Raw genomic sequence first — 25,288 nt, 5'->3', positions numbered from 1 at the left:
ACGCTAAGTTAGCGCCTATGCACCCATTCCCCCTTTAGTAAAGGGAGGTTAGTGGAGATTTTCCTCTGAGTTTGAAAGCAAATTGGTACGAATAGTTATTTGGAACAAGGAGCGTATAGATGCACCCTTTATTCGTTTTTCTCCTCGTATTGCTTTTAGCGATTCCTGTTCAGGCCCACGCCAAGGAACAGGACTTTCAGAAACGCGATCCGGAGAAAATTCAGGAACGTCTGGAGTTCCTCACCATGTGGAAAATGATGGAAGCTCTGGATCTGGATAAACAAACCGCGGACAAAATAATGGAAATTCGCAAGAAGTTCCTGTCAAACCGCAAAGAAATTCAACAATCTCTTGCGAACGATTTCCAGACCTTGAGGGACATTCTCAAGAGTCCTCGGGGTCAAGAAGATCCGAATAAATTGAGCCCCATCATTGCTGATGTCCGTGAAAAAAGGAAGAAATTGGAAGCCCTGCAGGATGAGCTTTACAATGAAGTCTCTTCCTTGCTCACCGTAAGGCAACAAGCGGAGCTCATCTTGTTTCTCAAAGATTTTCAGAAAGAATTGCGTCAGATGATTCGTCCCCGGCCCGGTCCAGGTGCCCCTACTCCTCCAAGAATGGGACCGCCTCAAGGCGATCGCTCCAGACGTCTGCCTCCCGGACCGCCGGGTATGTGGCGTGATTTTGATGATGTTTATTGAAAGTGCTCGGCGATGACGCCACCTTTTTTATAGGTCACAGAGTCTACAGTCGAGAAGAAGGGTCTTTTGGGGGCTCGTACGGGTCGGTATTCGCTTTGTATGGTGATTGTTTGCCATCTCGGGGGGTAAACTTACCGTCCAAAAGGGCGGAGCACGAAACCATCGTGAGCATCAGCAGTATCAGAGGAATATACCGGAATATTTTCATACAGATGGAAGCACTATTCTCATAGAGGGCCGTATACACGGCCCCCCCCGGATGTTTTCATTAATCAAAGTACGCTCGGTAAAAAGCGGAAATTATCTTATTGCTCTCAATCGGACTTCGTTATTTCTTGACCGAGTCCTTCAGAGCTTTTGCCGGGCTGAACTTAGGCGCCTGGGTCGGCGGAATCTTAATCGGCTTGCCTGTCCTGGGATTTACGCCCTGTCGTGCCTGTCTTTTAACGATACTGAAACTACCGAGATCGGTAATACGAACTTTTTCACCTTTGCTCAGAACATCGTGAATAGCAGTCACTACAGAGTCGAGCGCCGCCAGGGCAGCTTTTTTCGATATTCCAGCTTCTTCGGCAAGTTTTGCCACCAGATCGGACTTGGTCATTGTTGACTCCTCCTTTCGCCAATACAATTCTCATAATGAGACAAAAATATGCTTACGAGCGTTTTATACATACTCTGTCTTAGGCTGTCAAGAAATATCATAGTGTTAGCACTTGCCTGTCTTCGCTTGACCGCGGTGACAATGTGTCTTAAGCTTCCCCAAGAGGAAGTGAAGCATGGAATTTATACCCTTTCTCCATTCGGGAAGAAGCTTTAATATCGCTTGTGAAGATGATTTGGAGTTCAAAGAAGTGCGATCGATTCTGGATCAGTTGATCGAATTGCAGGCATTCGATTCAGACGACATCAAGGGATCCTATCGTATCGATGCTGAAGACAATGAGTTCGAAGTGTGGGTTATGGAAGCAGATGTCTTTATTCAGCGCCTGTGAAGAGGTTCCGACCCGAGGGGAGGAATTCCTCCTCGGGCTTACCCTTTGGCCGAAAGATCCATAATCCGGGTCTTCACAAAAGAGGCGTCCGGAGCTTCAGGAAACATTTTCAGGTACTGTTTGTATGCTTGAACTGCTTCTTTGTTCTTGCCCATCAGTTCGTAGGTCTTGGCAATAGAAGAATATGCTTCTCGACGATATGGAGAAAGCGTGTCTTTCGAGAGTTGGTCAAAGAGAGCAAGAGCTTGATCGTATTCCTTCATCGCCATGCGTGTCATTGCCAGATGATAGGTAACCAGCGGTCCCAATCCGTGTTGCACGAGACTCGAGCTTTGAAGTCGGCTATATCGTTCAAGAGCGTCCTTGTAGTCTTGCTTCTTGTACAAAACATGGGCTGAATAGAGCAGCGCCATTTCGCCGCCGGTACGGGAGGGGTATTCTTTGGCGATACGATCGAATTCTTGAAAAGCTTTGTCCGACTGTTCCGGAGTCGGAGAACTCTGGTTTGTCAGTTGCTCGTACGATGTGTAGGCCTGTTCGAACAGCTCGTGACTCCTGACCTCCTGCTGGTGACTATAGGCAAACCACCCCAGCACTGCGAGAACAATAACTATGAGCGCGGCAAATGCCGCTCCGTACATCCGCGGGTTCAGTCTGGCATGACGGATTATTTTTGTAGAGAGCGTGAGGAACTCATCCGGTTCTTTAAGAAGCTCCTTGCGCGTGATTTTCTTATCAGCCAAAGTCAAACACCTCGCTTCTTGATCGTATGCGTGTCACAGTCTTCCGAACGCATGCGTTCTGCCGTGCCAACAACGGCTCAGACCTGACGGTGGAATATACGGCTTTGTTGTCACACTCGAGACGAGTGGCCGAAACGGAATAACCTAAATGGATAGCCGATTAAGAGTCGCAAGTCAATGCAATCCTTTCTCAGGCTTTGAAAGCCTCTGTACAGCCTTGAACCAGCCGAAACCCGATATGCAGACGATGTACCGGACCGCAAAGCGCTTGATCGGGAACATGAAATCGAGTTATTCTGAAAAGTTCGCGCGTGCATCGAATGAGAAACGATCGATCGCAAATACTGTCGAATTTTGCTATACGCCGGAGTCCAATTGGAACTCATGAAAACTGACCCATTCCCTTCGACACAATCTTCTTCTTTTGAAGAGGCAGTAAATTTTCTGACGAAATCCGCCGATAACGGCGGGGTCTATGGCTTAGTGGGCTCGGCTCCTGCATTCCTTATAGCTGCGGCTACGAGGAAAAGCTTCAGGACAATAATCGTCGTGATGCCCGACGGAGGAGCGGCCCTCAGTGTTGCCTCGGATATTCGATTTTTTCTCGGTGAAGACGAGGAATACAGATATCCTCTTACCGACAAGGTGATGCGCTATCCTTCCTCGGACATGCTCCCGTTTACCCATGCGGCACTGGAAAACGAGTCGTGGGTCGAACGGATGTCCACCCTCTTCAGGCTGAGAGAACCCGAACCACCCAGGGTAGTGGTGGTCGGCCTGGATGCATTGATTCGCAAGCTCATACCCGCGCGTGCATTCGATCGAGCGTCGTTTACGATCGCCTTGGGCAGCGAGATAGACCGCGACGAATTGTTGGAACGTCTGGTTGCAGCCGGTTACAACCGGGTCCCCCTCGTGGAAGATGCGGGAGACTTCTCTGTACGCGGTTTCATTATAGATTTGTACTCCCCTTTGTATCCTTATCCGATTCGTATCGAGCAGAGCGGCGACCTGATCGAGTCCATGCGGTTTTTCGATCCCACGAATCAACGTTCACGGGACGATGTTCGACAGGTTCTTGTCGCTCCTGTTCACATGCTCGTGCCTGATACTGAAACCAGAGACGAAGGTTTGCAGCGACTATTACAGGCCTGCGAAGACAGAGGCACGGAAAAGCGTGTAAGACAGCGTCTCATCGATGATTTTCGCCATGGCATACGCTTTCCGGGCGCAGAGTTTTACATCCCCTATTTCTTCCCCGCGCTGGAAACGCTCCTGGACTATGTCCCCTCGGATAGTACTCTTGTGCTCCCGAATGAAGACATTCTGGGGCGTGCATTTGAGGACTTTGAGGAGGAAATCAGGCACGGTTGGGAGAATGCGGCAGAAGATGGATATCCGGTCCCGGATCCCGATCGGGTATATCTCACACAGGAAGATTTTTTTCAACGAATACAGCGGTTTCGCACGGTGACCGTTTCTCCCCTCGAGATACACGAGCCGGGGGCGGTTTCTTTCAGGCTCAATGCCCAATCCAATGACAATGTCAGATCCGAACTTCTCCAGTCAAAAGGTTATGACAGCGGAATGGCAAAGCTTGTCAAACGCATGGAATCCTGGCGAGATGACGGATATGAACTATTCCTGGTCAGCCATACACAAGGACAAGCTCACCGGCTCCTGAAACTGCTGGAACCGTACGGTCTCAATATCGATTACCGCGGAACCGGATTTGAGCCCGTCAATTTCGATGCAGAGCCCACTCCGGGAATACGGCTGTATGTCGGCGCTTGTTCTTCCGGATTCAAGCTGGATCAGGCTCACCGGATCGTCCTGTGTGAAGAAGAGATTTTCGGTTCCAGAGTCAGGTCGGTGCCAAAGAAGCGGGCCCGGGGCACGCTGATTTCCTCATTGATGGATCTGGCTGAAGGCGAGCCGGTGGTCCATGAGGATTATGGAATAGGAATTTACCGTGGCCTCGTCCGCAAAGAATTTGACGGAGTTGTAGGCGAGGTAATGCTCATCGAATATGCAGGGGGAGATCTCCTGTATCATCCGGTCGAGCGACTGCAAGTAATTCAGAAGTATATTGCAGGTTCCGAAGAACCTCCGCGCATCGATAAGCTTGGCGGTAAAGGCTGGGTCAAGATAAAGGCCAGGATCAAGAAGTCCATTAAGGAAATGGCCGGGGAGTTGCTCGAAATCTATGCCAAACGTCAAGTGACCAGAAGATCCGCTTATTCTCCGCCGGATGAAAATTTCGCCGCATTCGAAGCATCGTTCGATTTTGAGGAAACTCCGGATCAGGCCCGGGCAATTCAAGATGTCATGGAATCCATGGACACGGACATGCCTATGGACCGGCTGGTGTGCGGCGACGTAGGGTACGGAAAAACAGAAGTGGCTCTAAGAGCAGCTTTTCGGGCAATAATGGATGGCAGGCAAGTTGCTGTTCTCGTGCCCACAACGGTCCTGGCTCAACAACATTTCGATACGTTCAAGAAACGATTCAGAGGATATCCCTTCATTGTAGACGTGCTTTCCAGGTTTCGTTCCAACGCTGAACAAAAGGAAACGCTGCGGCAAGTCGAACAGGGCAAAGTCGATCTGGTTGTCGGAACCCACCGCTTACTGCAGAAAGACGTTGTTTTCAAAGATCTGGGGCTCCTTGTGGTCGATGAAGAACAACGTTTCGGCGTCGCGCATAAGGAGCGAGTCAAAAAATACAAAGCGCACGTTGATGTTCTTACACTCACAGCGACCCCCATACCCCGTACTCTCAATCTTTCTCTTACAGGAATCCGGGATTTATCCGTCATCGAGACCCCTCCGACGAATCGACAGTCCATCAGGACATATGTGATGCGTCAGTCCGAAGAAGTGGTCAGAGAAGCGCTCCTCAAAGAGTTGAACAGAGGCGGCCAGGTTTTCTATGTGCATAACCGGGTCCAGAGCATAGCCCGAAGGACTGCCGCGCTGCAAAAGCTCGTTCCTGAGGGAAGATTCTGCATAGCTCACGGGCAAATGGCGGAACGGGAACTGGAACAGGTAATGGTGGACTTTCTTACGGGCAAGTACAATATTCTCGTCTGTACGAGCATCATAGAATCGGGATTGGACATTCCCACTGCGAACACTATCGTCATCGAGCGATCCGATACCTTCGGACTTGCAGATTTGTATCAATTGCGGGGCCGTGTAGGAAGATCCCACGTGCGCGCATACGCGTACCTGCTTACCCCTCCTGAAACCATGATAACTCCCGATGCGGTAAAACGTTTGTCAGTAATGCAGGAATATTCGAGTCTCGGTCAGGGATTCAGAATTGCCATGCGAGACATGGAGATTCGAGGAGCAGGCAATATTCTGGGTACTTCACAATCCGGGCATGTCTCTCTCGTGGGCTACGAGATGTACCTGGATCTTCTGGAAGACGCGATACAGGAACTCAAGGGAGAGGAATCCGCGCCTAGAATCGATCCAGAAATACACCTGAAGATGGAAGTGTACATCCCGGACGATTACGTGCCTGACACGCAACAGCGTATGAATCTTTATAAGAGACTTTCAAAAGCGGAAACCAATTCAGAGATAGAGGACACGGAAGAAGAAATCTTCGATCTCTACGGCAAGCCTCCCATTCAGGTGCACCATTTGATTCAAGTCATGAGAATTCGGCTCGCGATGAAAGAAATTCGAATCCTGAGACTCGATTACAATGGTCAAGATCTCGTACTTACGTTCGATCCGGATACTCCGATTCGCCCGGAAACTCTCGTGCAATGGGCGCAGGCAGATCATCTCGTCAAAATCATGCCCGGAGATCGCCTGAAGTACCGAATCGGGAAGACCAATCCCGACACGCGAATCAAGAAATGCCAAGAATTATTCAGCCGGCTCGATCATAACCGTCCAGAGTCTACGGACGGTGAAAAATCCGATAAGGAGCACTTCAGGGCGACCGTTCGGATCAGAAGAAGATCATGACTTGAAAAATATCAAGTTCTCTATTATTTAATTACCGTTTTGGGTTTTGTGCGAGGAGGAACCCGTTTCTTTTTTTCGTAACAATTCTCCCGACATGAAACGCTCTGCTCCAAAATAGCTGAACCCGGGTTTGCAGCTCCGTTGCAAGAATCTTTGTGAGGACTACCCGGGCTCATCGAGGACCGTGGTACATGAAACGAGCACTCTTCTTTTTACTAGGTTGTTTTCTTATTTTTTCACTCACGAAGATATCAGCCGCAACGGAAATAGGGTCCGACAGAGTGGCGGCTGTGGTGAATGGCGAGGTCATACTGGAATCCGACGTCAAGAAACACAAACAACCTCTCATGCGGAGCTTTCTCAGTCTTCCTCTGGGTGTCGTGCCACCGGGAAAATGGCCTACTGAACGTGAAATCCTTGAAGAATTGATAATAATACACCTCCTGGAGCAAGAGGCGAAGAAAAAGGGTCTCAAGATCGAGGACAGGATACTCGACGCATCGCTGGAATCCATACGAAAACGGAATAACCTCTCGGAAGATCAGTTTGTGCTTCATCTGAGCGGCATAGGAATGTCTTACCCTGAATATCGGAAACTTATGCGGCGTCAGTTAACCCTCAACCGGCTTATTTCCGCGGAAGTGGCACAAAAGGTTCCTCTTAGCGAGGAAGATGCTCAGCAGTTTTTCAAGAACCATAAAGGTGAGATCGACGATCTTCACAACAAGCTCATTGAGAGTATGACCCCTGCTCGCCCGCAAACAGAGGCGAAGCAACCGGAGATCCCGAAAACCAGAGAGATTTATGTTGGCGGACAGGTAAGACTGAGACAGATTACCCTGAAGCTTCCCCCAGGCCATAAAAGGGCGGATATGGAAAGAGCAATGGCTCAGGCCAGAGAAATCTACAAAGAAGCCATGACCGGCGCGGATTTCGCTCAGCTCGCCAAGAGGTATTCCAAGGATCATCTGGCTTCATCTGGAGGCGATCTTGGGTTCATGGATACCAAGAACATGGTACCCGCGCTCCAGAAAATGCTTCAACGTTTTAAGGACGGAGATCTGATTCCTCCGCTGACTTCTCCCGATGCAGTCGTAATCTTCTACATTGCGGACTCAAAGAACAGGGTGAAGAAGGTTGAGAATATTCCCGAGAAAGAACGAAAGCAGTTGGAAGAGCAATTGAACAAACAACGGGAAAATGTCAAAAAGAAAAATACTCCCGATACAGCCGAAAAACCTGACGAGAAGGAAGAGGAAGTCAAGGGTAACGAGAAATCTCTCGGAATACTGACTCCGGAAGAAGAAAAGGAATATCGTAAAGTTCGCAGAAAAGTCATAGAGTTGATCCGGACGGAGAAAATTCAGGCCAGGATGAAAGAATGGCTCGACGAATTAAGGAAAAATTCTATCATTGAAGTCAAAATCTAGTACATTCCTTATTCAGGGTTTCTTGTCCTTGCAAAGGCATTTCCCATTCCGGGTTGTTTCCCGGATTTCGACGCTCAAATCCGATATCGACAACGGTAGAACGGTCTTCTTGGCGGCTCATGCTCGTTAATTTTTTCGCCTCAAAAATATCCAAGAACCTTGCCATTGATCTTGGCACGGCTAATACGCTGGTCTATGCACAAGGCAAAGGAATCGTTCTCAACGAACCTTCCGTCGTAGCCTTGCGGAAAAAAGACAAGCGCAGATCCGAGGTATGGATCGGCGAAGACGCCAAGAAGATGATCGGCCGGGTCCCCGGTTCCATTGAGGTATTTCGCCCGCTGCGGGAGGGAGTCATCGCGAATTTTGAGATGGCTAGCCTCATGTTGAAGTTTTTTATTCAGAAAGTTCACGGCCGAAAAGCATTTGTTCGACCGCGTGTCATCATTTCCGTACCCTCCGGAGTCACCCCCGTCGAACGGCGTGCGGTTCGGGATTCCACACTGAATGCCGGTGCTCATGAAGTCTACATCGTAGAAGAGGCCATGGCTGCAGCGCTCGGGGCAGGTCTTCCCATAACCGAACCCATGAGCAACATGATTGTGGATATTGGCGGCGGCACCACGGAAGTGGCAATTATTTCACTTACCGGAGTGGTGTACAGCAGTTCCAGCAAGATAGCCGGAGACAAGCTGGACATGGATATCCTGAATTTCATTCGAAAGCATTACAGCATTTTGATCGGTCCCTCTACGGCAGAACAGATAAAGATCCTGGTAGGAAGAGCCTACCCCGATGATGATATCGAGGAAGTGGACGTCAAAGGACGAGACCTGATGGACGGAATTCCGAAAACGATCACCATCAATTCCGGGGACATCACCCACGCGATCATGGATTCGGTGAATTCCATCGTGGATAGCGTAAAAGTTGCCATGGAACAGTGTCCCCCGGAACTCGCGGCTGATATCATCGATACGGGAATCGTTCTGACCGGTGGCGGTGCATTACTCAGAAATCTCGATATCCGAGTCAGGCGCGAAATTGGAGTTCCGGTGATCGTTCCGGATAATCCGCTGACTACCGTTGCCCGAGGAGCAGGAATGATGCTGCAGGATCTGGACCTCTTAAGAGAAATATCAATCGCGTAGTCTCCGGGCAAGAAGAGCGAGGGAAGAGTTCATAAGCGGAAACTTTGCTTCCCACCTCTTCGTCCCGTAGGGACGGAAGAAAATAGCCCGGTAATTCATCTCTGCCCACCCACCACAGCACGGAGGCCCGCCGCTACGCATTGTTCTTTGTGCAATCGGGCCTCAATTTTGGCACTATAAGATGAAGATATGATACTTGACCTTGCTGGCGGGGGCCGGAGTCTCCCGCGGGAGCAGCAGAGGAATCCACCGTTCAGCAACGAATGTATACCGACCTGCAGTCAGATAGTTCTCATTAAGGCGGAAGCACGGACCTGTCCGCCAGGTCCGTGCAGTAAGCATCTTGAATGCAAAATAGTCCTACTGCTTGTCATTGCGAGGAGCGAAGCGATCCCACACCTCGCGGGAGAGTGGCCTGACAAACGCCCCCGGAATATAGGGAACAACTTCATCTTGCTCTCATCAGAGCATCAACGCCCTTCCACGACTGCACATTCCAGCCTCAGGCTTCAAAATCCTTGGGCGAAAGCGCCTTCGTCTCCCAATAGCCAGGATCGTGTGAAGGAACCACAGAAGCACCGATATAGCTCATCACTTTGAATACGTACAGACCCTGTGTTGCTGTGGGAATATTCATTGCCAATCCCGGAGGGATTGCATCTCGCATGTTCTCTATTGTGTACATGGCGTCTGCAGCGAGAATCAAGGCTTTCCCGTTTGTCTGCTTCACGAACAGGGACTGATGCCCATCGGTGTGGCCCGGAGTCGGAAACGCGATTACCGTCTGATCCCCGAACACGTCGAAGAGACCGTCAACTGGCTTGATATTGAGCTGATCGATCGCCGCGAAGTCAGCCGGAATGTAGGCCGATCTTTCACCGGTTGCCACTGCCTTCTTGATTATTTCCAGTTCTTTTCCCTGAAGGTAAATGGGGACATCTGTACCTTTGAAATTGTCAATGGCGCCAGCATGATCCAGATGCCCGTGACTCAATATCACTGCCTTGAAATCCTTTGGTTTGAGTCCGATTTTCTGGACTTGAACCTGAAATTCCTCGTAGTCCTTCATCACGGGATAATATGCCTTGGTCACGGCTTCTCCCCAATATGCGACCGGGTCTTTCGCGACCATAGCGTTATTCCCCGTATCAAAAGCAACCCAATCCTTTCCGTGACTGATGACGAAGAAGGTCACAGGAATGTCCATTGGAGTGCCGACCCTGGTATCCTTGAGCATATACTGTGTCTGGGTCTTGAGAATTCCGCACTTGAAGGCTTTCGCCTTCACTTCCAGTACCGCGGCGGAAGCTGACGGTACGTGGCCGAATAGATCCTCTGCATTGACTGCACCGCATGCCAGAGCGGTTGCACCGGCGAACTTAAAAAAATGCCTGCGAGAAATCTCGGCTGCCATTACGGTTCCTCCTTTTTTTATCTCGTAACAATTCCGCACCGGCTGATGATATATGCGCTAACTTACCAGAGTATTTCCCCTCTTTTATAAAGAGGGGGCCAAGGGAGGATTTTGATCTAAATCCCTAAAATCCCCCTGAATCCCCCTTTAAAAAAGGGGGACATTGGTGGTCTTCTTGACACTCCGAAGTGCCCTTCTAAGCAGCGTGACCCTAACTTAGCGCCTACGCGGGATGATAGTCCAGGTTTCTTCTTCCTCCGGTGCGGGGTTGATATACCGATAATCTGCGTTCGTCAAATTGCAGAATTCCAGGCTCCGTCACGCTGCGCCAGCCGAGCCGGCAGCCACTTGAACAGAAACCTGGATTGTTGGGCCTCTCAATCCGTACACTTCAAAGAATTCCTCCCTGAGTCGGTCTTGAAATTCCGGAGCCGCTATTGCTATAAGCGCCTCTGCACGCTGTCGAATGGTTTTGCCTTTGAGAGCGGCTACCCCGTTTTCGGTGACGACGTAAGCCACGTCATTTCTGGGAGTGGTGACAGCCTGACCGCGGTCGAGAGCTGCTACGATACGGGAAGCCTTCCCTTTGGCAGCAGTGGATGGCATCGCGATAATGCTCCTGCCGCCTTTGGAACGGTTTGCGCCCCTAACGAAGTCCACCTGACCGCCAACTCCGCTGAATTGTTTCGAGCCGAGCGTATCTGCAGCCACTTGACCCTGGAGGTCTACAGAAATTGCCGAATTTATGGACACCATGTTATCGTTCTGAGCGATAATGGATGGATCGTTCGTGAAATCTACAGGATAGGATTCCATTAAGGCGTTGTCATTCAGCCATTCGTAGAATCCCCGTGTTCCCATGGCAAATGTTATGACTGCTTTTCTGGGCCTAAAATTCTTTCTCTTGCAGGTTACGACACCTGCTTCCACGAGCTTCATCACTCCATCGGAGATCATCTCCGAATGGATACCCAGATCGGTTTTTTCTCCCAAAAAGCTGAGTACCGCATCGGGCAGTGCTCCAATACCGAGTTGCAGGCAGTCTCCGTCTTTGATGAGACTTGCCACATTGCTTCCGATGGCTCTTTCAAGATCTCCGAGAGCAGGAGGCTGTAATTCGATAAGCGGCTCTTCCGTAGGCACGAAATAGTCAATATCTGTGACGTGAAGATACGAATCGCCTCCGATCCTCGGCATATTGGGATTAACGGCCGCTATTACCGTCTTGGCACTCAATGCCGCCTGCTTTGTGTAGTCCACCGATATGCCGAGACAAACAAAACCGAGTTTATCCGGGGGTGAGACTGCTATAAGGGCCACATCGACAGGTAAAAGACCGTTTCGAAACAGGAGCGGAATTTCGGAAAAATAGCAGCACGTATAATCACCTCGTCCCTCGTTCACTGCCTGTCTACTGGTGTTACCGACAAAGAGAGCATTGTGCCGGAACGAAGTCGCATACTCGGGCTGACAATATTTTGCCTTTCCCATGGAGACCATGTGAACGATCTCTACGTCTCGCAGCTCGTCTGCACGATCCACCATTGCGTTGACCAGACATGCTGGTTCTCCGCATGCATGAGCATGAACGACTCTATCTCCCGATTTTATTGCTTTGACCGCCTCACGGGCGGGGAATGTGCGCTGGTTATAATAAGATTTCCAATTCACGGAAATTCTCCTTTTCCGCAGGAAACGAGTTCCTGCAATCTCTGTACGGTCACTGCCACGAGTCTTTCCTTTGGTACAGGACGGAAATCCACCATGGAACCGCTTATCAGGATGTAATTTCGTGCGAGGCCCCGTGTTTCCGGTCGGTCAAGACAGGCTACGGGGCACCCGCAAACGAGAATCACAATGTCCCATCGATCGGCAGGCTCACCTCTTTCCAGGAGCCAGTCTTCAGGAAATAGTCGTGTCAAGCGGTCTACAATTTCAGAGCGCTCGATTTGGGGGTTGCATCCCCCGCAGTATTTGATGCCGACCGATCTCAAAGCTGTCAGACCCTGCGATTCTCGATTATTCGTTACTCACCTCTTCGGTCGGATCAATCATCTGATCCCCGCAAGTTCCTTGGCCAGATTTTTCTTCTGCTCCAGGTTGCCTTGCCGCGAAATCATTATGCGTTGTGCCTGAGGCGATCCTGCACCATGCATGGATTCGGTTCTGTACCCTACCGCGGCCGTACCCAGGGTCATGTTCTCGATGAGTCGCAAAATGCGCATGCGGTGCTCGGTCGGGACTGAAGCTACTCCCTGAAAGTACTTTTCAATGACTTTCCCGACTTCCGGGTGCTTGAGATCGCGCTCTGATGCCATGGTCACCATTAAGCCTCCTGCAATGTCTTCAGCCAACCTGGCAATTTCGTACGGAAGACGTGTGACGTTTTGTTTACACACATTGGCAAGCAGAAGGTTGATGAGGTACGTACCGGACGGAGTTCTCCGGCCTTCTGATGAACAGGCTATTCCGCACGCATAGAGCGTTTCGTTGAGATGGACCATTTCTATGAGCTTGTCTTTGATGTGCGAAGCTTTTGCCGCTCCATTGTAGTCGGCCGCCAGAGCCGCGGCACCGATGAGAACGTCGCCGACACCCACTTTGCAGCCCCCGTAACTCTGCCGGTGATATCCTGCGAATCGTTCGACAAGCATTCCGCTGAATTCATGCTCTCCGCACATAAACACATTTTCCCAGGGGATGAACACGTCCTCGAATACCATGAGAGCCTCATGTCCCCCGAATTGCTTGTTTCCTACGTCGATTTCACCGCCTTCGAGTTTCCTGGTGTCGCATGATTGTCTGCCGTAAATGTAGAAAATGCCTTCCGCATCGGCGGGAGCAGCAAAACAGACGGCATAATCCGCGTCGTCTTTCTGCATGGAAATGGTGGGCATGACGAGAATCCAGTGGGAGTTTATGGCGCCTGTCTGGTGAGCCTTGGCACCCCGGACGACTATCCCGTCAGGTTTCTTCTCCACCACATGCACGTACATATCCGGATCGGCTTGTTTGCTTGGAGCTAATCCGCGATCCCCTTTCGGATCGGTCATAGCACCATCGACAGTGAGGTCCTGTTCCTGCATCATGTTCAAAAATGCCAAAAAACGCTTGTGGTACTCGGTCCCGAGTTTTTCGTCCATCTCGAACGTCGTGCTGTCTACGGCATTAATTGCATCCATGCCTACGCAGCGTTGAAAGCAGGAGCCCGTTTTTTGCCCGAGAAGTCTCTGCATCTTCACCTTCTTTATAAGGTCCTCCGTACTCTGATGCAGATGACAGAAGCGATTTACCTTTTGGCCGGTAAGATGAGATGTCGCTGTCATGAGATCTTCATGCTGAGGGTCCTCCGCCAGCGAGTATGTCATTTTCACTGAATTCATTGACGGTCTGATCATGGGGTGGTCTACCGGATTCGAGACCAACTCGCCCAACAAATACACTTTCAGATTTAGTTTACGGAGACTCTCTTCGTATTGTACTCCGGTCTTAAGAGCCATTGTCGTTTCTCCTCTATCCTGATCAACCAGCGGCCACCTTAAGCGACTCTGGTTCAGGCTTAGGTTCCTCTATATCGATGGTGCTGTTGAATACAGGATCGTCAACTTTGTTGTACGCTTGCCATCTACGGAAAAAGTCTCGACCGTAGATCAGCAGACAAAGAATTATGCCAACTCCAAATGCATACGCTGCGCCGCGGGAAATGAGCACAGCGCCTACTACGCCCGCCACTCCAAGGTCATTGTAAGTGCGAGCCTTGAGGACTCCGATGCGGACAGACACGTAGCCTTGAACCAACATAGTTAAGGACAGTGCAATGGGAAGAATTGGCTTTACGAGACTCACGATTGGCATGAGGAAATAGGCGAAAAATGTGCCTAGTCGGAATGATGCTACCCCGCCGAACAGACTGTCCATTGCCTCGCGCCCGTGTTTGTAACGTTCGCATTCCACCACCTGCATGGCTGCCCAAATGGGGCCGCACATAGACAAGTCGGGTCCGAACATTGACATTCCCACATTTCTCATTCCCACGATGATGTTGTTACGGTTTGCATCAAAATGTACATTCTCGTCACCGTGACGGAACACTCGCGCTTCATCCACGAGTGCTTCAACCTGGATGAGGTCTCCGAACAGGACGATATAGGTGGCGGCAACCAGAGGGGCACAAGCGAGATACAGCTCAATTGGGGGAAAGCCGATCCTGCTGGAAAAAGGTGTCCATTCGGTGAACAGGGTGTAAAAATCTGGGACAGTGAATCCCCATTGGATCGTCGGCCACGGAAGCTCTCCAAGAAGCGGCGCGATGGGGATTGCCAGAAGGAGCGCAGGAAGAAGCCCCAAATCCGACACGAACTTGAAAATCTTATGCTTGGGCCGAAGGCTCTTGAAAAAGTTGGAAAACAGGATGAAGAATGCAAAACCGATCGCGATGGTAATGGTCCAGGGGTATTTGTCAAATCTTCCACCTGTTTCGAATACCAGCCTGATGGCCGCTATTCCGGCGCCGATCAGGATTCCCGCTTTCAACGCATCAGGGACGAGATCGACAAATCGTCTCGCCAGGCCGGTCATCCCAAGGAAGAGAGCGAAAAGGCCCAACTCGAACTCGAATGCAATAAGGGCATGCATACGGGGAACACCCTCGGGAAACGTCTTCAGCCATAGCAGTAACAAGGGGATGGCCGGTGTGATCCAACCGGGAACCACAGGATCTCCCAGATGGGCATGCCAGCAATAAAGAAAACCGTTCAGGATCACGATGGTGATCGCTATTTCAAACGGCATTCCCAGATATTCCTGGAGAATAGGGATTATGCCCAGGCAGACGGCGCACATGACCAGACCCTGAACAAAATCCGCTACTTCGAATCGATAGTGAACGAAGGGCAACCTGATATGGAAGGGGCCAAAAGGTATGTACGGCTGTTGCTCGCCTACCTTTCGTTCGTGTATTGGGCCTAACCAGCTCATGAGACTTCTCCTTTTTGGGAATGATTCTCCTTTTATCTCAAGGGTCCGCGCGACTTGAGAATTGCCCGTTCAGCGCACATGGTACTAACGGGTAAGTCGTAATCGAGAGCTCTCGGTTTGAATTACAAGGTCTACAGACGGTCCGAAGTCTGCAGCAAATTGAACATCGCGCTCATTTGAGAAGCAACAAGTGTGCCGAACTGTGTCAAGCTCGCGTTGCAGGCATGGGTCCTGAGGCAATCCGGAAAAAACAGCACGCGGTCACGGTTGGGAGCCGTTCAATCGAAGACAGTGTGCGAATGGGTGAGAATATGCGTGGTGAACTCAGCGGGGTGTTGGTCTTTGCGTTTGATGCATTTCTGCATCGCGGAATAGTCCTAGAGTGGGAACCGGGTATCTGAACGCGAATGAGAGATTGATGCATAGCAGCATCTATAGATGCAGTCCTGCATCACAGAGCATCTCCCTGAGCAATGCCGATGGGGCGTATCCCGTACTGACGCATTTTGCGGACAACAGTCGATTGATTTATCCCCAGTATCTTGGCAACAGCGCGCGTGGTCTTATGTTTTCGATACGCCAGTTCGAGAGAACGACGTTCCACTTCCTCCAGAACCGTTTTCAGGGGTTTGTCCTCCACGGGCAATACTTGTGTTCCTTCCATGGCTCGTTTCAACTGCGAGGGCAGGTCATCCATCGTGATCACTTCTCCTTGAGTGACAACCACCATCTGTTCCATGACATTCTCCAACTCTCGCACATTACCGGGCCATTCATAATCCATGAGAACGTTCAGCACTTCCCGATCGATCTGTTTGCTGAATCCGTACCTCTTGTTACAGGAATCCAGGAAACGATAGACCAGGTCAATTATGTCTTCCTTTCTCTCTCTTAAAGGCGGAATCCGTACCGGCACAACGTTTAGTCTGTAGTAGAGGTCTTTTCTGAACTGTCCTACTTGAGCCATTCCAGCAAGATTCCTGTTGGTTGCGGCAATTACGCGCACGTCCACTTTGATGGGGACCGTATCACCTACTCTTGTGATGGTTCTTTCCTGAAGCACCCTCAGGAGCTTGACCTGAAGACCGAGGGGCATTTCTCCTATTTCGTCCAGGAATATAGTCCCGCCGTCCGCCACCTCGAATAACCCGGCTTTGCCTTGCTTCCTTGCTCCGGTGAAAGCGCCGGAAACATACCCGAAGAGTTCGGATTCCAGCAGTTGGTCCGGTATTGCTCCGCAACTGATCTTGATAAAGGGGTTCCCTTGTCTGGGGCCGCTATTGTGAATAATGTCAGCGAAGACTTCCTTGCCGACTCCTGATTCTCCTTCCACGAGCACAGTTGAATCCACGTGAGACAATCTCAGACCTAATTGCAGAATTTCCTGCATGCTCTTGGACCTTAATGATAGCCGAACGCCTCCTCTGCGGGATTCTTTGAGCTGTTCCAGCTCTATTTTGGCTTCAGACTGCAACTTATGCATATTTTCCAATTTTTTCTGGAGGAGATTCAACTCAGTCACGTCTCGCACATTCGTCACCACGAGCATGGTTTTGCCTTCTTTGTCAAGAAACGGTGTTCCAGTGACCATCACGGTCTTGCCGGTCTTTATAGTCTGGAGAATGGATTGCGGTTTACCGGTTTCCAGAACGCGTATAGTTACCGATTCATCGTAAAACCCTTCTTTTACCAAATCCATCATGGTGCGGCCCAGTACGTCTTCACGTCTGAGGCCGGTTATGCGCTCATAGGCCGCATTGACCTTGAGCGTGCGGGCCTGGCCGTCGGTGACGTAGATCCCGTCAAAAGACGATTCTATGATTGCATTGAGCTGCTCCGAGATGAGCCTTGTATGCTCCAGTTCGCTGGAGATTGCCTCAAGCTCTGAAATATCCTGAAGAACTGCCACGGCACCGATGGTTTCTCCGTTGATTCTCACGGGTGTTCGGTTTGACACGTACGCCTTGGATCCTATGGAGAGTCTTCTGACCAATTCTCCCTGGCCGGTTTCCAGAATCCGGTGAAGTTCCGAAGTTTCAAGATAGGAATCCAATCGTTTGCCATAGACCTGTTCCCGGGTATGACCGAGCATGCTTTCTGCGGCGCTGTTGCACATCGCGATTGTTCCCTGAGCATCGATTGCAATAATAGGATTGTGAATTGCGTCGATGAGTGCCCTGACAGTATCCGGTATGTGCGACATTCGTTCCATGTATGGATCCTAGTTCATTACAGTGGTTTCCTGTGTAGGATACCCTCTCCCGGATATCCTCACAACCGGATTTCGTGCCGATGTTTGGCAGTGCCTTTGGAAGCTGCTTTTATAGGAATTGCCGAAATGAGTGTTCGATTAAGGATAAGAGTATTGGTGGGTGCCGGCCTCCGTGCCGACACATCTTCAATATGATCGATGATATCGATAGAATGGGCCGGGAGGGAGAGACTGTCTCAAAATTCTCGAATACGCAAAGATCGTGCCACGATTCATCATCCTCGTAGGGGTCCCGCGAACACGCGGGATGCCTGCCCTTCCCGGAATGACCGGCACTGAGGCCGGTCACCACCGAGCACCCACGAGGGGCGCCCCTACAATCAGGCCGTGAAGATGATGAGAACTTCGTGCCACGATCTGGGACAAATTTCGATTTTTGAGTCACTTTCGGGACACTGGGATATCGGTCCCCACTTATTATCTATCTTGTATTAGGCGTGGGACAAACATCAGAAGTTTTGGCTGTAAACCATGCGTTCGTGGGAAGCAACCCGGTACTGCATACTCGGCACGGAATGCAGTATACTGGGTCACCTCTGACCATAAGTAGCGAGGAGCGCCCCGAATGTGCGGTATTTGCGGTATTGTCGATTTTTCAAAAACCCCGGATGTTTCTGTGGTTGAGGCCATGTGCAACGATATGACGCATCGCGGTCCCGATATGGGTGGGACCTGCACATTCGATGCATGTGTTCTGGGGCACCGGAGGCTTTCGATTCTCGATTTGACCGATGCTGCAAAACAGCCGATGCTCTCCGTGGATGGGCGTGCCGCTCTGGTTTTTAATGGGGAAATTTACAATTTTCAAGAGCTTCGAGAAGGGCTACTCAAAAGAGGACGTACATTCAGGACACGCTCGGACACTGAAGTCATTCTTGAATTGTATCTCGACAATCCAGAGGATCTTCCCGGAACATTGAATGGCATGTTCAGCTTTGCTCTGTGGGACGATGTACGCAAGAAACTGATTATCGTACGTGATCGGCTGGGGAAGAAACCCTTATATTATTCTCTGCAAAAGAACAGGCTGAGTTTTGCCTCGGAGCTCCAGGCCTTGACCCGGGACAGAGCAGTCCCTCAGGAACTCTCGCATCAGGCGCTGCTCGAATATCTCCTCTATGATTTCATACCCGCGCCGCACACGATCTTTGCGGGGGTGCAAAAGTTGCCTCCTGGCCACATGGCAGTCTTCGACAAGAACGGATTGACGATCGAGAAATACTGGGAACCTCCCGAGCCGCAGCATGGCTTGAATTACGGCAGCACCGTCGAAGAATTACGAGGATTGCTCGATGATGCGGTCAGTAGAAGACTCATCTCCGACGTACCGCTCGGATCGTTTCTGAGCGGCGGCATCGACTCCACGCTTATTACTTCCCTCATGGCCCGGAATAGCTTCCGAACGGTGAAAACGTTCAGCATATCTTTTCCGGGAACAACCCACGACGAATCGAAATGGTCAAAGCTTGCTGCCCGTTCCATCGGAACGGACCACACCGAACGGGCAGTGAACTACACAATTCAGGACATATTCCCTGAAGTGGTGCGCCATTTCGGGGAGCCGTTCGGAGATTCTTCAGCAATTCCCACCTGGTATTTGTCGCAGCACACTCGAGAGCACGTTACGGTGGCTCTTTCCGGAGACGGCGGAGACGAGCTCTTCGGGGGGTACGAACGATACGTCGCGCGGCGGTTGCAGACGATATACGATTTGGTCCCGTCTCTCTTGAGAGAGCGGTGCATCGAACCTTTTGTGCGGTTATTGCCTGCAACAACGGATTATTACGGGACGAGCATTACGAAGAAGATGAAGCTGTTTGTGGCCGCATCCCGGCGAATGCGAGAGAATCCTCTTGCGGTTATTCCGCAGACGTTCACGTTATCTGAAGCACGGCTCCTTACGGGAATGGATTATCACGCGGATTCTGATTCGGTGTTGCAAGCAGCCAGACAATGGACAGGTCTGGACCCTGTAACCCGCATGATGTTCACGGATATACAGACCTACATGGCAGAAGACATTCTTACCAAGGTGGATCGCATGAGCATGGCCCACAGCCTGGAGGTGAGAAGCCCTTTGCTGGATTACCGCGTCGTTGAACTCGCCTGCAGAATGCCCCTCGGATTCAAGATGGGTTATCGACAGACCAAGAAGATCCTCAAGCAGGCAGCCCGGGGCCTGGTACCGTCTGAAATCCTCGAAAGATCGAAGTACGGATTTCAAGTGCCTCTGGGGCAATGGTTCAAAACCGATCTCCGGAAATGGGCCGAGGATCGACTTTTGGGAGGGCGTCACACGGTCTTCAGGAGAGGACAGGTCGAGAAAATCTGGTCGGAACATCTGGCAGGAAAAGCCGATAATGCACACAAATTATGGCTAATCCTTATCTTCAGCGAGTGGGAATCGCAGATTAACACGAGTTCGCTCGTATCAACCTGATCTGGCCGGCACGCAGGCCGACCGCTACCGGATCATGGTGGCGGCCGGCATCTCGAGGTTGTCTCAGAAGTCGAAATTTGTCCTGAATCGTAGCACGAAGTTCTCATGGTCCTGCTGGCCTGATTTAGGAGCGCGCCTCGTGTCCTCCCAAATAAGGGTATGCACTAGGCCTACTCCTACGAAGATGGCGAATCGTGGCACGATTTGTTGTGCATTCGAGAATTTTGAGACAGTCTCTCCCCCGAGAGGTCGGTCTCCATTTAATAGGTAGTATTCGGGCGTGGAATAAACGTCGGAACTTTTGACAATCGCTCTAACGACACGGACCTCTGCGCACTGCGCTGAAAACTCCATTCGAGTAGCTTCGCGTATTTACGACCATCATTACATCTCGTCCGAAAACCGAACAGAACTCACATGATAGTTGGCAAGGTTTTGATATACGCGCAGTGAGGAAGCTTGGTACCTGATGTTTAATAATTTTGCAATTATGCGTATAAGATGGCGAAGGCTGAGGTGTTCTGAGCGGAGTGATTAGACGGCCTTGCGTCGTCCGGGGCGAAGGATACCTCAAGCCTGCCAGATTACAAAAAACAAAAGCGAATCGGTATAAGTCGATTACCAAAAATTCTGACGTTTACCCCACTCGAATACAAGATATTAGCGGGTGCCGACGTCCCTGCCGATCCATTCTATCGATATCATTGATCATATTTCGGATATGCCGGCCTCTAGCCTCAATCGGACATCAATGCTGGCAATTGTTACATTCAGCAAAATTACCCATGGAAGTAATGAATGACGCAACAGGGACCGGATAGAACGTGCTTCAATGGTGCATCTGATTTGGACTGGCCGTCAGTTCAAGAACATCGATTATCAACGCAAAATTCGTGACAAAAGCAAAAACCCTTGACAAACTTTTTTATATAAGTGATATTCGTATTATGGCTTATGTCATGCGAGACATAATCAGCTTCATGGAATTGACCTCAGGATGGCAGACCACTCGGCTGTTCCGATCCGTTCGATGAAGAAAAGACGTCGATGTCATTGCCGATACAGCACGTAATCAGGAACGCCTCGACCGGAAAACTATTTAAGCGGCGTTATTCGACCAGCATAGAACTCGAGATGATACCGATTTGCTTTCAGTGTTAGACGAAAATCCCCTAACCCCCCTTTATTAAAGGGGGGAATGGGGGGATTTTGAGTGCAAATTGGTATGAGTCGCTTCTTTGGTTGCAGAAGCACCGATGAGGCATATCGCAAGTCGACTGTGAGGAGTAAAGTAAGATGAGGTACGCAGAGACGGGATACCATTTAGAAATTGATCTAGCGAGAGGAAACATCGAACGGGTAGAAACAGACCCGAAATTAACGGAACTTCATCTTGGGGGTCTGGGTACCAGCGTAAAATTGCACTGGGATCGTGTTCCCCCTGAGACTGAAGCATTTGATGATGAGAATATTCTGACAGTCAGCACTGGTCTTCTCAACGGCACTCCGGCTTATAGCGCTAACCGTACTCTTTTTACTTTCATCTCACCGCAGTCGGGACTACTGGCGTATCCCATGATGGGGGGATTCTTTTCTGCAGAGTTGAAATATGCCGGATATGACAAGATTGTCATTCGCAACAAATCCCCGAAGCTCGTTTATTTGTGGATACACAATGACAAGGTAGAAATTCGGGATGCCACGCATTTGAAGGGTAAGGGCGCTCTTGAGACCCAGGATCTCATACGAGAGGAGTTGAAACAACCTAAGGCTCAGGTGGCCGCCATCGGGCTGGCAGGTGAAAACCGTGTCTTTACTGCCTCCATTGAGCAAAGTAGGTCCAGTGCCAGTAGGCTCGGCGGAGGAGCCGTGATGGGGGATAAGAACATCAAGGCAATCGCCGTTCGCGGCACCAAGGATGTCTATCTTGCCCGCGGTGCGGAATTCATGTCCCTCATGGACGAAGTCACCGAATATATAAACTTTCGGAATACGAACCCCATCCCGGATGTGATGACCATTTTGTCCGGCATCGGATCCCCCCAGGAGATGAAGCACACCGATGAGAAGTGGCATACTGAAAATTTCATGTGGGGCAATGCTCGTACTCGGAGGAGAGATTTCTGGAGCAAGGACAATGAAGCGAATTGGACGAATGCTCAATTGACCGCTATTCAACGCCTGATAAGCTGCTTTAATTGTCCGCAACAATGCGGAGCACTGGTTGCATCCCCTGATAGCGGTTCGAGATACATGATGAAATGCTTCGGCAAGCTAACGTATGCCATGGCTTCCTATGTGGATGACCTCAACTTTAACTTCAGGATCCTTCAACGAGCCACTGAATATGGAGTGGACTCATTCTCGACGCCACAAATACTGGCGTTTGCCGTTGAACTCTATGAAGCAGGCATTCTGACCGATAAGGACTTTGAAGGATGTCCCTCCGACAAAGAAGGACGATTTTTCTGGTTGCTTGACAGAGTTGCCCACAGGGAAGGAATTGGAGACATTCTAGCAGACGGCGTTTACTATGCAGCCAGAAAGATCGGCAAAGGAGCGGAGAAATTCGATCATAATACTATCAAGAAGCACGAGCAATTGCCTCTCAAACTGGGAATGTTGGATCCTATCTACTACCTTATGTATTCCACCAACGAGAAGATAAGCATCACCCAAATCGAAGGGAATTTCCCACAGGCAGCTTTTCCCACGAGAGAACAGAGGGAAGCCTTTGTAAGGGATTGGATTCAGGTTCCGGACGACAGATTCAAACAATATGTTCTTGAGTGGGAGCCAAGGGGAGATAAATCGATACCTTATTTCCCGACTCCGCAAATGTGCAGTGAAATTGTGGATTGGATGGAAATGCTGCACAACATTGACGATGCCCTGGGAATATGTGCCGGCATGGGGTCGTTTTGCCTGAAGCCTCCGTATCATATACACAATTACCCGAAACTTATCTCCGCAGCGAGCGGTATGGATGTGGATGAAGCCGGATTGAAGAAAATAGTGAATAGAAGCAGAAATCTGCACAGAGCATTCAACAACAGGCGAGGCATGAGAAGGGCAGATGAGAAGCCGCCTGAAGACCATTGGAAGAGGAGATTCCCGGAACTGGAAGAAGAACTCTTGTCTACGTACTACAAATTCAAGGGATGGAACATGAATGGTGTTCCGACAAAAGAGAGATTGATTGAACTGGATCTGGGCTATGTTGCTGAAGATTTAGAGAAGAGAGGAATCTTAAAAGATGGCGAAAATAACGAAGAAAATTAAGACCATCAAGATTGATGCTGATAAATGCAACGGCTGCCGTGCATGTGAGATCATTTGCTCCGCGTATCACGCCACACCGAAATACAGCAGCATTAATCCGGCAAGGGCTCGTATTCAGGTGATCAGTCATCGACTAAAAAATATCTGGCTTCCGGTATTCGCAGGTGAGTATGCTCCGGCCGAATGCATGGGCAGAGACAAATACCTGATTGACGGAAAAGAATACGATGAGTGTTCCTTTTGCAGGGCTTCCTGTCCTTCCAGGGATTTTTTCAAGGAACCCGATTCAGGTCTCCCTCTGAAATGCGACATGTGTGAAAGCGATCCCGCTCTGGAAAAACCGAAGTGTGTTGAGAAGTGCCTCAATAATGTCCTGATCTACGAAGAGAGAGAAGAGGAAGTGGAAGAAGAAGTGAAGCTGGAGGACGTAGAGATAGGAATTGAGGCCATGATCAACAAATACGGATTGGACAAGGTCATGGATACTGTTTCCCGGATTTCTCTCTCAAAGAAAGACTGAACAGGCGACCGAAAAAGTGCAATATTGCAGTGAAGAAGTCATTCATGAGGCCAAGAAATCCTATGCCGTCTGATGCAATACGAATTTGCGTTTAAAATCCCCCCATTCCCCCCTTTAATAAAGGGGGGTTAGAAGGGATTTTCGTCTAACTCTGAAAGCAAATCGGTATAAATCGGCACAAACCGAAGGAAACTCTTCATGCGACACACAGGAGGTCGGAGTGCCCATAAAAATCAAGGATAATCTGTGGCAAGTGGGCGGACGAGGGCTGACCGATCCCTCCGACGCCGCGGTCTACCTCGTGCTCTTTGACGACAAAGCAGCCCTTATCGATGCCGGAAGCGGACGAGATCATTCGCAGCTCACTAAAAACATCGCTGGATGCTTGGGATCGAATGGGCAACTCGAATACCTCCTGCTGACGCATTGCCATTTCGATCATACTGGTGGGGCTGAAGCCGTAAGAGATGAATATGGTTGCAAAATCGTGGCTCATGAGTTGGATGCGGTTTATATGGAATCCGGCGATAACCGTGTAACCGGAGCAGCTCGGCACAAGGCGCACTTCAAACCGTTCTCCATCGACATCAAATTGCAGGGAGAAGAATCGACTCTGTCTATCGGTAATGGTACTGTTACAGCCATCCATTGCCCGGGTCACTCTCCGGGTTCGGTCGTGTACACAACGTACCTTGACGGTCAGCTCATTCTTTTCGGGCAAGACCTCGCCGGTCCGCTCCATTCGGAACTGCTGTCCGATGAAGAAAAGTACCTGGCTTCACTGGAAAGAGTGGCAAACTTGAATGCCGATCTTCTTCTCGAGGGCCATTTCGGTATTATCGAGCCAAGGCGAGAGGTTGACGAATTCATTCAGAATTGTATTACCCCGGCTCCGCAACCATGTCGCTGTTGATGACAACGACATGGAGAATCTTCGGGTCCTCGGGCGCCAGAGAGGCCCTTAAAACCTGACGTTGCGAGGAGTGCACCATCCCGCGTTTTGCGAGACGATCTCCTGACTCAACCGGCTAATTTCAGGCGATTGCTTCGCTTCGCTCGCAATGACAGCATTTAATGGAATTGCTGAATGGGCGGTTCCGATGCTAGGCAGGCGCACCTAAGACCTAAGGAGACTGTCTCAGAATTCTCGAATGCACACAAATCGTGCCACGATTCATCCGTCCCTGTAGGGGCAGGTCTCGTGCCTACCCTCCTGCAATGACCGGCACGGAGGCCGGTCACTACCGGGCACCCACGAGAGGCGCCCCTACAATCAGGCCGGAAAGATGATGAAAACTTCGTGCCACGATCTGGGATAAGTTTCGACTTTTGAGACAGCCTCCTAAGCGTCTAAGCATGTGCCCAAATTCTATAGG

Annotated in this window: 17 protein-coding genes; 9 read left to right on the top strand and 8 right to left on the bottom strand. The window is 50.2% G+C overall.

The features are described from left to right. Positions 1-119: 119 nt before the first annotated feature. Positions 120-701 carry a hypothetical protein gene (locus DESTI_RS08075; protein ID WP_014809473.1) on the top strand — a complete coding sequence of 194 codons (582 nt, stop codon included), beginning with the start codon at positions 120-122 and terminating at the stop codon, positions 699-701. A gap of 328 nt (positions 702-1,029) precedes the next feature. On the opposite strand, the gene DESTI_RS08070 is transcribed toward DESTI_RS08075, so the two are convergent. Then, on the bottom strand, positions 1,030-1,305 hold the full coding sequence (locus DESTI_RS08070; RefSeq protein WP_014809472.1) for an HU family DNA-binding protein: 276 nt from the start codon (positions 1,303-1,305) through the stop codon (positions 1,030-1,032). Between the two features lie 175 nt (positions 1,306-1,480). On the opposite strand from DESTI_RS08070, the gene DESTI_RS08065 reads away from it, so the two are divergent. Further along, positions 1,481-1,696: a hypothetical protein gene (locus DESTI_RS08065; RefSeq protein ID WP_014809470.1), complete on the top strand. Its 216-nt coding sequence runs from the start codon at positions 1,481-1,483 to the stop codon at positions 1,694-1,696. A 38-nt stretch (positions 1,697-1,734) separates the two neighbouring features. Here DESTI_RS08065 and DESTI_RS08060 read toward each other — a convergent pair whose 3' ends face one another. Continuing rightward, positions 1,735-2,439, bottom strand: a complete 705-nt coding sequence (locus DESTI_RS08060) for a YfgM family protein (RefSeq protein ID WP_014809469.1) — start codon at positions 2,437-2,439, stop codon at positions 1,735-1,737. 384 nt (positions 2,440-2,823) lie between these two features. Between DESTI_RS08060 and mfd the strand changes: the two genes are divergently transcribed. The 3 genes from mfd to DESTI_RS08045 all read left to right on the top strand — a co-directional run bounded on the left by mfd (position 2,824) and on the right by DESTI_RS08045 (position 9,007). After that, positions 2,824-6,426, top strand: coding sequence for a transcription-repair coupling factor (mfd, locus tag DESTI_RS08055; protein ID WP_157212123.1), 3,603 nt, complete (start codon positions 2,824-2,826; stop codon positions 6,424-6,426). Between the two features lie 155 nt (positions 6,427-6,581). After that, positions 6,582-7,856 carry a peptidylprolyl isomerase gene (locus DESTI_RS08050; protein WP_272913397.1) on the top strand — a complete coding sequence of 425 codons (1,275 nt, stop codon included), beginning with the start codon at positions 6,582-6,584 and terminating at the stop codon, positions 7,854-7,856. A 119-nt stretch (positions 7,857-7,975) separates the two neighbouring features. Continuing rightward, complete coding sequence (locus DESTI_RS08045) at positions 7,976-9,007, top strand: rod shape-determining protein (RefSeq protein ID WP_014809466.1); 1,032 nt, start codon at positions 7,976-7,978, stop codon at positions 9,005-9,007. Between the two features lie 502 nt (positions 9,008-9,509). Here DESTI_RS08045 and DESTI_RS08040 read toward each other — a convergent pair. The 6 genes from DESTI_RS08040 to DESTI_RS08015 form a co-directional block, all read right to left on the bottom strand. Next, a complete protein-coding gene (locus DESTI_RS08040; protein WP_014809465.1) occupies positions 9,510-10,421 on the bottom strand; it encodes an N-acyl homoserine lactonase family protein in 912 nt (303 codons plus the stop codon). 318 nt (positions 10,422-10,739) lie between these two features. Next, entirely contained in the window at positions 10,740-12,092 is a 1,353-nt protein-coding gene (locus DESTI_RS08035) for an acetyl-CoA hydrolase/transferase family protein (RefSeq protein WP_014809464.1), read from the bottom strand. Further along, entirely contained in the window at positions 12,089-12,415 is a 327-nt protein-coding gene (locus DESTI_RS08030) for a hypothetical protein (protein WP_014809463.1), read from the bottom strand. The genes DESTI_RS08035 and DESTI_RS08030 overlap by 4 nt, the downstream gene beginning before the upstream one ends. A 57-nt stretch (positions 12,416-12,472) precedes the next feature. Then, positions 12,473-13,921, bottom strand: a complete 1,449-nt coding sequence (locus DESTI_RS08025; RefSeq protein ID WP_014809462.1) for a 4-hydroxyphenylacetate 3-hydroxylase family protein — start codon at positions 13,919-13,921, stop codon at positions 12,473-12,475. Between the two features lie 22 nt (positions 13,922-13,943). Next, positions 13,944-15,398 carry a hypothetical protein gene (locus tag DESTI_RS08020; protein ID WP_014809461.1) on the bottom strand — a complete coding sequence of 485 codons (1,455 nt, stop codon included), beginning with the start codon at positions 15,396-15,398 and terminating at the stop codon, positions 13,944-13,946. Positions 15,399-15,849: 451 nt separating this feature from the next. After that, positions 15,850-17,610 carry a sigma 54-interacting transcriptional regulator gene (locus DESTI_RS08015; protein ID WP_014809460.1) on the bottom strand — a complete coding sequence of 587 codons (1,761 nt, stop codon included), beginning with the start codon at positions 17,608-17,610 and terminating at the stop codon, positions 15,850-15,852. A 625-nt stretch (positions 17,611-18,235) separates the two neighbouring features. Here DESTI_RS08015 and asnB point away from each other — a divergent pair. The 4 genes from asnB (at position 18,236) to DESTI_RS07990 (ending at position 24,825) form a co-directional block, all read left to right on the top strand. After that, positions 18,236-20,110, top strand: coding sequence for an asparagine synthase (glutamine-hydrolyzing) (gene asnB / locus DESTI_RS08010; protein ID WP_014809459.1), 1,875 nt, complete (start codon positions 18,236-18,238; stop codon positions 20,108-20,110). Between the two features lie 1,296 nt (positions 20,111-21,406). Then, positions 21,407-23,392, top strand: a complete 1,986-nt coding sequence (locus tag DESTI_RS08000; RefSeq protein WP_014809458.1) for an aldehyde ferredoxin oxidoreductase C-terminal domain-containing protein — start codon at positions 21,407-21,409, stop codon at positions 23,390-23,392. Next, positions 23,367-23,912, top strand: coding sequence for a 4Fe-4S dicluster domain-containing protein (locus DESTI_RS07995; protein ID WP_014809457.1), 546 nt, complete (start codon positions 23,367-23,369; stop codon positions 23,910-23,912). Before DESTI_RS08000 ends, DESTI_RS07995 begins: the two co-directional genes overlap by 26 nt. A 220-nt stretch (positions 23,913-24,132) precedes the next feature. After that, positions 24,133-24,825 (top strand): MBL fold metallo-hydrolase, encoded by a 693-nt coding sequence (locus DESTI_RS07990; protein WP_014809456.1) that lies wholly within the window; start codon positions 24,133-24,135, stop codon positions 24,823-24,825. The last annotated feature ends 463 nt before the right edge of the window (positions 24,826-25,288 follow it).

The organism is Desulfomonile tiedjei DSM 6799, from assembly GCF_000266945.1.
Taxonomy (GTDB): Bacteria; Desulfobacterota; Desulfomonilia; order Desulfomonilales; family Desulfomonilaceae; genus Desulfomonile; species Desulfomonile tiedjei.
Note: the sequence above shows the minus strand (reverse complement) of the source record. Positions and strands in the feature narration are given on the sequence as shown.